The sequence below is a fragment of the Peribacillus sp. FW305-BF15 genome (assembly GCF_058783805.1).
In genome coordinates this window covers 1-11067 of the sequence record NZ_JBYSYV010000039.1, presented here as the reverse complement: position 1 = coordinate 11067, position 11067 = coordinate 1, and the positions used below count along the sequence as shown (strand labels likewise).

Genomic DNA, 11067 nt, shown 5'->3' with positions numbered 1-11067 from the left:
TGGCAGTCAGTCGGCGGAAAGGGAGCGGATTTCTGGAATCAATAGAAATACTTTTTTTTAAAAAAAACTATATGAAAACTGGCTTTTGTTCGAATTTTGTCTACAGTCTGAACCCGCCCAATCGGTGGGTTTTTTTATTCATGAAATTGCATAAGTCAGGAACTTTTGGGAAAGAAGATAGATATGGAGGCGGATATATTACCTTTGATGAGAAAGCACGAAGCCCAGATGTTGAATTATGATAATATTCTGAAAAATGAATCTATTATTTACGTTATTGAATAATTATTAGAGTGTGTTAAAATACACATTAGTGTATGAATATTAGTTATTCGAAATTCAACTAACCTAATTTAATAACAAGAGAATTGAAAATATCATTTTGGAGGAATAATAATGAAGTTGAAAAAGCAGTTAGCATTGTTGCTTACTTCTATTTTATTAGTAGGTATTTTAGCGGCATGCGGAACATCAGAGAAAGAAGATAAGAACACAGCTGACAATGAAGACAAGAAGGTCCTGGTAATGGGAACATCTGCGGATTATCCGCCATTTGAATTTGTTGAAACATCTAAAAGTGATGAAATCCAAGGATTTGACATTGATATCGCTAAAGCAATCGGAAAAAAATTAGGTTATGAGGTCGAAGTGAAGGACATTGACTTTAATAGTCTTGTGCCTGCCCTGGAAAATAAATCGGTCGATTTCGTTATCTCCGGAATGACTCCAACAGAAAAACGTGAGCAATCAGTCGATTTCAGTGATATTTACTATACAGCTAAAAACATGATCATCACGACAAAGGACAGTAAAATCAAAACTGTTGAAGATTTAAAAGGGAAAACGGTAGGCGTACAGCTTGCATCCATCCAGGAGACATTGGCAAATGACTTGAATAAATCCCAAGATATCGGGATGAAAGTTGAAAAACGGAATCGTATTCCTGAGGTTGTTCAAGAAATGTCAACAGGACGTTTTGACGCCGTGATCATGGAAGATACTGTTGCAAAAGGCTACTTGAAAGATAATAAAGAATTGGTTGGCCATTTGATCAAGTCTGGTGATCAAGATGCCGGTTCGGCAATCGCTTTCCAAAAAGGAAGCAAGTTAACTGAAGAATTCAATGCCGAGTTGAAAAAAATGATGGAAAATGGTGAAATGGAAAAATTAATATTAAAATGGTTCGGTGGCAGTGAAACTGAATAAAACAGAGAGATGAAAAGCGTTCAGAATGCCTTCTGAACGTTTTTCCGCGCTTTATTGTTAATAAAATGAAGCAGGAGGAAGGCCCAAGATAACGGCCTTCATAAGAGAGGATGAATGGAGTGAATCTGGAATTTGAAAGGATTATGCCTTCCCTTCCATATATCCTGGAGGGAATGCCGACTACATTAAAGGTTGTAGCGGTAGCGGCAGTAATCGGATTTGTTTTGGGAATATTATTATCTATACTTAAAATCAGCAGAATCAAGCCATTGAATTGGATTGCTGACTTTTATACATCCATTTTTCGCGGTACCCCTTTGGTGCTGCAATTAATGCTGATTTATTTTGGTTCACCACAAATATTAGGGATTCAAATCGAAGCGTTCCAAGCAGCATTTTTAGCATTCGGGCTAAATTCAGCTGCATATATCTCTGAAATTATCAGGGGAGGCATTTTAGCGGTCGATAAAGGCCAACGAGAGGCTGCACTTGCACTTGGGGTTCCCTATTCAGGGATGATGCTTAATATTATCCTTCCGCAGGCCATCAAGAACATCCTGCCGTCCCTTGTTAACGAATTGATTTCCTTAACGAAGGAATCAGCCGTTGTCACAATTATTGGATTAGGGGATATCATGCGCCGTGCTTATATTGTCGGCGGTGAGACATATAAATTCTTCGAGCCGATTTTATTTGCCGGTCTCATTTATTATGTGATGGTCATGATTCTCACCATCTTAGGCAAAGTGATTGAAAGGAGAATGAGACGCAGTGATTAAAATTGATGGACTCAAAAAAAATTATGGTAAGCTCGAAGTTTTAAAAGGAATCAGCACCGAGATAGGACAGGGTGAAGTGGTAGCGATCATCGGTCCATCCGGTTCGGGAAAATCAACTTTCTTGCGCTGCATCAATATGCTTGAAACTCCAACTGATGGTCAAATCAGGTTTAAAGATCAAATCATCACTGATAAAAAGACCAATATCATGAAAGTGCGTGAAAATGTCGGAATGGTATTTCAGCATTTTCATTTATTTCCACATAAAACCGTACTGGAGAATCTGATATATGCACCTATGAAGGTGAAAAAATTATCAAAGGCCGAGGCTGTAAAACAGGCTCGTGAGCTCTTGACTAAAGTCGGTTTGGCCGATAAAGAATCGACTTATCCGAATCGTCTGTCAGGCGGACAAAAACAAAGGGTCGCGATTGCACGGGCATTGGCAATGAACCCGGAAGTAATGCTTTTCGATGAGCCGACTTCAGCGCTTGACCCCGAGATGGTAAAAGAAGTGCTCGAGGTTATGAAGTCACTGGCACATACGGGGATGACCATGCTGATTGTAACGCATGAAATGGGCTTCGCCAAAGAAGTGGCCGATCGAGTACTATTCCTGGACGGGGGTCTGCTCGTTGAGGAAAGTGCTCCGGAAGATTTCTTTTCCAATCCGAAAAGCCAGCGTGCAAAAGACTTCTTGGAAAAAGTTTTATAAGCTAAAGCAAATAGTATATAATTGTGAAAAAAGGTAACGTTTAGTTACCTTTTTTATTTTTTTTCCTATAATGTATTTTTGCGTGCATGTATTTAGAAAAATTGGAAATTTAACTCGCAAAGGACTGTGAAAATTTCTGATTTCCTGATAGTATTATAATAGATAGAGAAAGAGCCGGGTGATACATAACAATGTTTAAAATCGGATACAGGACGATTAAAACTGCTTTGGGGGCCACCCTGGCAATTATTATTGCACAAATGCTTAATCTCGAATATTTCTCTGCCGCGGGAATCATTGCGATCTTATGCATCCAAGTTACAAAAAAGAAGTCGGTGTATGCCTCCTGGCACCGGTTTTTAGCTTGTTTGATCGCAATGGCCTATGCATCCCTATTATTTCAGTTCATCGCATTCCATCCGCTGATAATAGGTTTGATTCTCTTGATTTTCATTCCAACGGCAGTTGCCTTGAAGATTAATGAGGGGATCGTGACGAGCAGTGTCATCATCATGCACCTATATGGGTCCGGTAACATCACTTTTTCCCTGCTGATCAATGAAACGATATTAATTGCAGTTGGAGTTGGAGTGGCACTTGTCATGAATCTGTACATGCCCAGTGTCGATGACAAACTGCTGGCCTATCAGGAAAGTATCGAAACGAACTTCAGTGCGATCTTGATGGGAATTGTCCGCTATTTGAGGGATAATGATCACACATGGGATGGTAAGGAAATCACCGAAACAGCCAACCTTCTTAATCAAGCCAAGAGCCTTGCCTTCAGGGACGTGGAAAATCATTTCTTAAGGGAAGAAGACCTGTATTACCATTATTTCAAAATGCGTGAAAAGCAATTTGAAATAATTGAACGAATTCTTCCCCTGGTCACGAATATTCCGTTGGTCGTCAAGCAAAGCGGGATAGTGGCTGATTTTATAGAAGATTTGGCAGAAAACGTCCACCCACAAAATACGGCCATCCTTTATCTGAAGAAGCTTGAAGAAATGGAGATCCATTTTAGGGGAATGGCACTGCCGCAGACACGTGAAGAGTTCGAATCCAGGGCTGCATTACTGCAGCTCATGAAGGAAATGGAGCGCTATTTATTGTTGAAGCATTCCTTCAAGGGATTACCCAAGCTGACCGGCAACCGAATGAAAAAGAGGCACTTGGCTTAAACTAAGCAAAAAAGTAAAGGAATGATACAAATGAAATGGATCCTTTCTTTGTTGCTTATTCTATCTTTGTGGCCGTTACAGGTACAGGCCCAGCCTCAATCGGTTAAGCCTGGCGATCCATTTATCATCATCAATAAAGCCAACAATAAATTGGCGTTCATTGATGATAACGAGGTCAAGGAGATTCTGCCGGTCGGTACGGGAAAGAGTCAGGAACTGACACCTGAAGGGATCTTCACGGTCAAAGTGAAAGCGGTCAATCCATATTACCGGAAAAAGAATATTCCTGGCGGTGATCCCAGGAACCCTTTGGGGTCGCGGTGGATTGGATTCGATGCGCGAAATACCGATGGGAGGATATACGGCATACATGGTACGAATCAGCCATCATCGATTGGTGAATATATTTCAAATGGCTGTGTACGGATGCATAAATCCGATGTGGAGCGTTTGTACGAAAAAGTCCCCATCGGCACTAAGGTGTTGATCACCCTATCGAACGAGGATTTCAAAACGCTGGCTAAGAAAAATGGAGCGATAAAATAAAAAGAGAGGGAAGCTTTTTGCTCCCCTCCCCAATACGTTGTTTATTACAAAAGAAATGCGATCCCTGATAATAAGCTCATTAATAACATTGAGATAAGCATTAAATACACGACGATCTTTCTGATTTTCCTGTTTCCCATATGCTCTCTCCCTTAATACAGTTTGATTGATTTTATTTTAACTTGAACATTTAGTAGAAACAAGTAAAAGTATAATGTTCATATTATTCCGAATCTTAAAAGGCTTTAATGCAAGATTAGTAGTATTTTAATGGAGTCATCCAATAATACATAGCATGGGGGTTTTTATGATGATTAAAAATATCGATCATATTGGTATTGCCGTCAAGTCACTAGATGAAGCCTTGCCGTTTTACACGGAAACGTTGAAATTGAAACTTGAAGGAATCGAGACAGTGGAGAGCCAAGGAGTGAAAGTGGCCTTCATCCTGGCAGGCAATACCCGTTTGGAATTGTTGGAAGCGTTGTCACCTGCAAGCCCAATCGCCAAATTCATCGAAAAACGCGGTGAAGGGATTCATCATGTGGCACTAGGCGTCGATGACATCGAAGATAGAATAAAAGAAATCAAAGAAGCTGGATTGCGCATGATTGATGATTCCTCAAGAAAGGGAGCGCACAATGCGGATGTTGCTTTCGTTCATCCAAAGTCTACCGCGGGAGTATTATATGAGCTTTGTGAACAAGCATTATCAAAGGAGGAGCAGAAATGACAGACATTTATGATACGATCAATGACCTATATGACAGACGCCGAAAAGTGGAAATGGGCGGCGGTGAAGAAAGAATCGATAAGCAGCATGAAAAGGGCAAACTTACGGCAAGGGAAAGAATTGAACTTCTAGTTGATCCAGGTACTTTCATCGAGCTTAATCCTTTTATCAAACATCGTAATACCAATTTCGGCATGGAAAAGGAAGAAGGGCCGGGAGAAGGGGTTGTCACCGGTTACGGAAAGGTCAACGGCCGCGACATTTATCTGTTTTCACAGGATTTTACTGTTTTTGGCGGTGCACTCGGTGAAATGCATGCCCTGAAAATTGCCAATGTTATGGATTTGGCAGCGGAAAATGGAGCCCCTTTCATCGGTTTAAACGATTCTGGCGGGGCGCGAATTCAAGAAGGTGTAGTTTCGCTTGACGGATATGGCCAAATATTTTACCGGAATTCCATATATTCAGGGGTCATTCCACAGATTTCGGTTATTATGGGACCTTGTGCAGGCGGAGCCGTATATTCCCCAGCCATTACCGACTTTGTTTTCATGGTTGAAAAAACGAGCCAAATGTTCATAACAGGTCCTAAAGTCATTGAAACGGTTACAGGTGAAAAGATTTCATCCGAAGGATTGGGCGGAGCGGCTGTACATAATACCATAAGCGGTAATGCCCATTTCAAAGGAGCATCTGAGGAGCAAGTTTTGGCTGACGTTAGACGGCTCCTGAGCTATCTTCCACAAAATAATGAAGAGAAGCCGCCGGTTTTGGAAGCGGATGAGGGAGATGACTACCGGCCGGACTTAACGGATGTAGTCCCTTATGAAGGGATCCGGCCATATGATGTTCGGAAAGTATTGGAGCAGGTTGTCGATGAGGATTCCTTTATGGAAGTGCAAGAGGGCTTTGCTAAAAACATAGTGGTCGGCTTGGCACGGATCAAAGGGAAATCAGTGGGGCTTGTCTGTAACCAGCCAAAGGTATTGGCAGGGGGACTTGATATAGATTCATCAGATAAAGCTGCCCGTTTTATTCGTTTTTGTGACTCGTTTAACATTCCGCTTATTACGTTTGAAGACGTTTCAGGGTTTTTCCCCGGCGTTAAACAAGAACATGGCGGAATCATTCGCCACGGTGCAAAGCTGCTATATGCTTATTCGGAAGCAACAGTACCTAAATTGACGATCATTCTGCGAAAAGCATACGGAGGAGCTTATGTGGCTCTTAATAGTAAATCCATCGGTGCGGATCTTACGTTTGCATGGCCGAATGCTGAAATCGCTGTAATGGGTTCTGCTGGAGCGGCAAATATCATTTTTGCGCGTGAAATTCAAAATAGCCAAGATCCGGAAGCGACACGAGCAGCTAAAATTGAAGAATACCGTGAGAAGTTCGCCAATCCATATGTCGCCGCAAGTCTTGGGATGGTGGATGATGTTATCGATCCCCGTGAAACCAGGATTAAGATCATTCAATCTCTTGATATGCTACGCAACAAAAAAGAAACTCGACCATGGAAAAAACACGGTAATATCCCGTTGTGATCAATCTTTGCAAGGAGCCCTAACGATCTGTTTTGGGCTCTTTTCCATAGGGGGGAAGATACCATTTTGAAATAAGTCATCATTCATTTTTTAAAACGGTCTTAGGACCAGCATGCCACATTATTTGCCGGGGCGCCGCTTTTAGAAGTATAATTGAAGAGGAAAACTTTTTTGGAGGTTTTATTTTATGATTAATGAAGAACGTTTAGTTAATGAATTTATGGAATTGGTGCAGATCGATTCCGAAACGAAAAATGAAGCAGCCATCGCCAAAGTGCTGAAAGAAAAATTCGGGGCACTGGGTGTAGAAGTTTTTGAAGATGATACAACAGCAGTCACCGGTCATGGTGCAGGGAATTTAGTATGTACTTTAAAAGGAACGAAAGAAGGCGTAGATACCATTTATTTCACCTCCCATATGGATACGGTTGTACCGGGTAATGGAATCAAGCCTTCCATCAAAGATGGATACATAGTGTCAGACGGAACGACCATATTAGGGGCGGATGACAAAGCTGGATTGGCAGTCATGTTAGAAACGCTTAAAGTGTTGAAAGAACAGAATATCGAACATGGTACAATTGAATTCATCATTACAGTCGGTGAAGAATCTGGTTTGGTAGGGGCAAAGGCATTGGATCGCTCCCTTGTAACGGCTAAATTCGGTTTTGCACTTGATAGTGATGGAAAAGTGGGCAATGTGGTTGTTGCTGCACCTACTCAGGCGAAAGTGTCCGCAACCATTTTAGGCAAGACTGCTCACGCTGGTGTCGCTCCAGAGAAAGGCGTTTCGGCCATTACGATCGCAGCCAAAGCAATCTCTAGAATGCCATTAGGCAGAATCGACGAAGAAACGACAGCCAATATCGGACGTTTCCAGGGGGGACAGCAAACCAATATTGTTTGTGACCATGTTGAAATCCTTGCAGAAGCAAGATCCTTGATCCCTGAAAAGATGGAAATACAGGTAGCGAAAATGAAAGAGGCTTTCGAGACTGCAGCCATTGAAATGGGCGGACGTGCTGAAGTTGAAGTTACCGTCATGTATCCTGGTTTTAAATATGGTGCTGGTGACCATGTTGTCGAAATCGCAAGAAAGGCAGCAGAGAAAATCGGCCGTCCATGCGAGCTGGTTAAAAGCGGCGGTGGAAGCGATGCAAATGTCATTGCAGGCTTTGGCATCCCTACTGTCAATCTCGCAGTGGGCTATGAAGATATCCATACTACGAATGAAAGAATTCCAGTTGAGGAATTAACGAAGCTAGCTGAAATGGTCATCACTATCATCAAAGAAGTTTCAGGGGAATAATCACCCATAATAGGTCAAGATGTTCAAAGTATTGAAGGATATATGTACAGTCATCAATGATATGATGGCTGTTTTTCTTGGAGTGGAAGCATCTTTCAGCGTGGTTACCAAAGATAAATAGGGATACTATAATAGAAATGTTTTTTATTTACAAGGATGTGACGGTCAAACATGAAGGACATGTATCCCAAAAATGGCAGGGTCATTCTCCATGTAGACATGAATAGTTTCTATGCTTCAGTGGAAATGTCATATGATGTTTCATTGAAAGGCAAACCGCTTGCCATTGCAGGCAATGTTGAAGAGAGAAGGGGCATAATCGTCACCTGCAGCTATGAGGCGAGGAAGTTCGGGGTTAAAACGACCATGCCGATTTGGCAGGCGAAAAAATTATGTCCTCAATTAGTCATTCAGAAACCGAATTTCGAGCGCTATCGAAAGGCATCACTGGCTATTTTTGATGTTTTGAGGCAATATACAGAGATGGTTGAACCTGTTTCGATTGATGAGGGGTATCTGGATATCAGTGAATGCGCCGAATTGGGTTCGCCTTTAGATATAGCCAATAGCATTCAGGAAAGAATTTTTAATACGATGGATCTCCCTTGCAGTATCGGGATTGCCCCTAATAAATTTTTGGCCAAAACGGCTTCTGATATGAAGAAACCTATGGGGATCACCGTATTAAGGAAACGGGACATTCCGGAAAAGCTCTGGCCTTTACAAGTGGGCGAAATGCATGGCATCGGGGATAAGACATCGGAAAAGCTTCGAACTATCGGGATCATGACGATCAGGGACCTTGCACACGCCAATGATAGTCAACTTAAACAGCTTCTTGGGATCAATGGCATCCGTTTGAAAGATAGGGCTAATGGAATTGACCCAAGGGTAGTGGATCCCGAAGCGATTTTTGAGCATAAGAGCATCGGGAACTCGACAACTCTTCCGCATGACTCCGCCAATCAAAAAGAATTGATCGGTGTATTGGAAAAGCTTTCCGGGAAAGTTGCCGTCCGCTTGAGAAATAAACGCCTCCTTGGTCAAAAAATAGGTGTGACGATCCGTTACAAAGACCGCAGGACAATTACGAGAAGCAGGACGGTTCCTAATCCAGTTTTTGAAAAAAAGGATATTTTGGATGAAGCTATCGATCTCTTCATGAAAAATTGGAATGGGGAAGGAATCAGGCTTCTTGGTGTCACAGCCTATGATGTCATCGAAAAAGAGTCGGCCTTCAAGCAACTGGATATTTTCTCCTTTCAAGAGGATGCAGAAAAAGAACCTCTGTATGATGCGATGGAACACTTGCAAAATAAGTACGGAGAAAATATTATTAAAAAGGGATTACCCTTGAAAAAACGTTCAATAGGAACAGACACTAGCTTCAGCAAAGATTTCTTTGAGCAATCCAGGAGGAATGATCCTTCTTTTGACAAAGAATAGCGTACAAGCTGTGTAAAGATAGAGAGAAGGGAAGATGAATCATGACAAAACAGCAGATTGGCGTTATCGGACTAGCCGTAATGGGCAAGAACCTTGCATTTAATATTGAAAGCAGGGGATATTCAATTTCCGTATATAATCGCTCAGGATCAAAAACGGACGAGATGATGAAGGAAGCGGAAGGCAAAAACGTAACAGCCGCTTATACGCTTGAAGAATTCGTCAATTCTTTGGAAACACCACGCAAAATTTTATTGATGGTTAAAGCCGGAGCGGCAACGGATGCAACAATCGAGCAATTAAAACCATTGCTTGAAAAAGGTGATATCGTTATTGATGGAGGGAATACCTTCTTCAAGGACACTCAGCGCCGCAATGAGGAGTTAAGCAAACTTGGCATCCATTTCATCGGTACAGGCGTGTCAGGTGGGGAAGAAGGAGCTCTAACAGGTCCTTCCATCATGCCTGGAGGTCAAAAAGAAGCATATGAACTTGTTGCACCGATTTTGAAGGATATTTCAGCTAAGGTCGATGGTGATGCTTGCTGCACGTATATCGGACCGGATGGGGCAGGTCATTATGTTAAAATGGTACATAATGGTATTGAATACGGGGACATGCAATTGATTTCCGAATCTTATTTCCTTATGAAAAATCTCCTTGGACTATCTGCTGAAGAATTCCATGAAGTCTTTACTGAATGGAATGAAGGGGAACTTGATAGCTATTTAATTGAAATTACTGCTGATATTTTCAAAAAATATGATGAAGAAACCGGCAAGCCGATGGTCGATGTCATTTTAGATAAAGCTGGCCAAAAAGGTACAGGTAAATGGACAAGTCAAAGTGCGCTTGATCTTGGTGTTCCGCTTCCAATCATTACGGAATCCGTGTTTGCCCGGTTTATTTCAGCAATCAAGGACGAGCGTGTCGAAGCGAGTAAAATCCTTCACGGTCCAAAAACCGATTCATTTACAGGCGACAAAAAGGCTTTGATTGAAAGTATCCGAAAAGCACTTTATATGAGCAAAATCTGTTCTTATGCACAAGGATTTGCACAAATGAAAGCTGCATCAGAAGAAAATGACTGGAATTTGCAATATGGGGAAATCGCGATGATTTTCCGTGGCGGCTGTATCATTCGTGCACAATTCCTCCAAAAAATCAAGGAAGCGTACGATCGTGAAGCGAACTTGAACAATCTTCTTCTAGATCCTTACTTCCAAGGAATCGTCGAAAGTTACCAAGGAGCTTTACGGGAGGTAGTATCAACGGCTGTGATGAACGGAATCCCGGTTCCTTGCTTGTCATCGGCACTTGCCTATTTCGACAGCTATCGTACAGAAACACTGCCAGCTAACCTGATTCAAGCTCAGCGTGACTATTTTGGAGCTCATACTTACCAACGCATTGATAAAGAAGGAACGTTCCATACCGAATGGATGGAAAAATAAAATGTTCAAGCCAGGCTTAAAGGGGATCCCCTTTAAGCCGGCTTTTTTGTTTCATGTAAAAAGGGGGCGCTGGGTGCACATAACCCTGTCAAGTAGACAATAAAAAAAGAGTATTTTTTAAGCTGCGGCCTTTTCTCGATATTCAATTGGG

11 protein-coding genes are annotated in these 11067 nt (G+C 41.9%); 10 read left to right on the top strand and 1 reads right to left on the bottom strand.

Going from position 1 to position 11067, the window contains the following annotated elements:
* Nucleotides 1–402: 402 nt before the first annotated feature.
* From AC3WLU_RS25345 to AC3WLU_RS25325, 5 genes are all read left to right on the top strand, one after another.
* The gene (locus AC3WLU_RS25345) at nt 403–1206 is read left to right on the top strand and encodes a transporter substrate-binding domain-containing protein (protein WP_170946886.1); all 804 of its coding nucleotides are present in this window, start codon (nt 403–405) and stop codon (nt 1204–1206) included.
* Nucleotides 1207–1325: 119 nt separating this feature from the next.
* Entirely contained in the window at nt 1326–1985 is a 660-nt protein-coding gene (locus AC3WLU_RS25340) for an amino acid ABC transporter permease (RefSeq protein ID WP_057278878.1), read from the top strand.
* Entirely contained in the window at nt 1978–2700 is a 723-nt protein-coding gene (locus tag AC3WLU_RS25335; protein WP_034308235.1) for an amino acid ABC transporter ATP-binding protein, read from the top strand. The genes AC3WLU_RS25340 and AC3WLU_RS25335 overlap by 8 nt, the downstream gene beginning before the upstream one ends.
* 191 nt (nt 2701–2891) lie before the next feature.
* Entirely contained in the window at nt 2892–3881 is a 990-nt protein-coding gene (locus AC3WLU_RS25330) for an aromatic acid exporter family protein (protein ID WP_492598130.1), read from the top strand.
* 30 nt (nt 3882–3911) lie between these two features.
* The gene (locus AC3WLU_RS25325) at nt 3912–4427 is read left to right on the top strand and encodes a L,D-transpeptidase (RefSeq protein ID WP_057278778.1); all 516 of its coding nucleotides are present in this window, start codon (nt 3912–3914) and stop codon (nt 4425–4427) included.
* A 44-nt stretch (nt 4428–4471) separates the two neighbouring features.
* On the opposite strand, the gene prli42 is transcribed toward AC3WLU_RS25325, so the two are convergent.
* A complete protein-coding gene (prli42, locus tag AC3WLU_RS25320; protein WP_156500278.1) occupies nt 4472–4567 on the bottom strand; it encodes a stressosome-associated protein Prli42 in 96 nt (31 codons plus the stop codon).
* A 167-nt stretch (nt 4568–4734) separates the two neighbouring features.
* Between prli42 and mce the strand changes: the two genes are divergently transcribed.
* From mce to gnd, 5 genes are all read left to right on the top strand, one after another.
* Complete coding sequence (gene mce, locus AC3WLU_RS25315; RefSeq protein ID WP_063590657.1) at nt 4735–5160, top strand: methylmalonyl-CoA epimerase; 426 nt, start codon at nt 4735–4737, stop codon at nt 5158–5160.
* Nucleotides 5157–6707: an acyl-CoA carboxylase subunit beta gene (locus AC3WLU_RS25310; RefSeq protein WP_063590658.1), complete on the top strand. Its 1551-nt coding sequence runs from the start codon at nt 5157–5159 to the stop codon at nt 6705–6707. The genes mce and AC3WLU_RS25310 overlap by 4 nt, the downstream gene beginning before the upstream one ends.
* Before the next feature lie 187 nt (nt 6708–6894).
* On the top strand, nt 6895–8016 hold the full coding sequence (locus AC3WLU_RS25305; RefSeq protein WP_048678525.1) for a tripeptidase T: 1122 nt from the start codon (nt 6895–6897) through the stop codon (nt 8014–8016).
* Between the two features lie 171 nt (nt 8017–8187).
* The gene (locus tag AC3WLU_RS25300) at nt 8188–9462 is read left to right on the top strand and encodes a DNA polymerase IV (RefSeq protein WP_492598129.1); all 1275 of its coding nucleotides are present in this window, start codon (nt 8188–8190) and stop codon (nt 9460–9462) included.
* A gap of 41 nt (nt 9463–9503) precedes the next feature.
* On the top strand, nt 9504–10916 hold the full coding sequence (gnd, locus tag AC3WLU_RS25295) for an NADP-dependent phosphogluconate dehydrogenase (RefSeq protein WP_492598128.1): 1413 nt from the start codon (nt 9504–9506) through the stop codon (nt 10914–10916).
* The last annotated feature ends 151 nt before the right edge of the window (nt 10917–11067 follow it).

What these genes read in the sequence shown, in the direction of transcription:
- AC3WLU_RS25330 (WP_492598130.1), top strand. Translation starts at nt 2,892, where the DNA reads ATGTTTAAAATCGGATACAGGACGATTAAAACTGCTTTGGGGGCCACC.
- AC3WLU_RS25325 (WP_057278778.1), top strand. Translation starts at nt 3,912, where the DNA reads ATGAAATGGATCCTTTCTTTGTTGCTTATTCTATCTTTGTGGCCGTTA.
- prli42 (WP_156500278.1), bottom strand. Translation starts at nt 4,567, where the DNA reads ATGGGAAACAGGAAAATCAGAAAGATCGTCGTGTATTTAATGCTTATC.
- mce (WP_063590657.1), top strand. Translation starts at nt 4,735, where the DNA reads ATGATGATTAAAAATATCGATCATATTGGTATTGCCGTCAAGTCACTA.
- AC3WLU_RS25310 (WP_063590658.1), top strand. Translation starts at nt 5,157, where the DNA reads ATGACAGACATTTATGATACGATCAATGACCTATATGACAGACGCCGA.
- AC3WLU_RS25305 (WP_048678525.1), top strand. Translation starts at nt 6,895, where the DNA reads ATGATTAATGAAGAACGTTTAGTTAATGAATTTATGGAATTGGTGCAG.
- AC3WLU_RS25300 (WP_492598129.1), top strand. Translation starts at nt 8,188, where the DNA reads ATGAAGGACATGTATCCCAAAAATGGCAGGGTCATTCTCCATGTAGAC.
- gnd (WP_492598128.1), top strand. Translation starts at nt 9,504, where the DNA reads ATGACAAAACAGCAGATTGGCGTTATCGGACTAGCCGTAATGGGCAAG.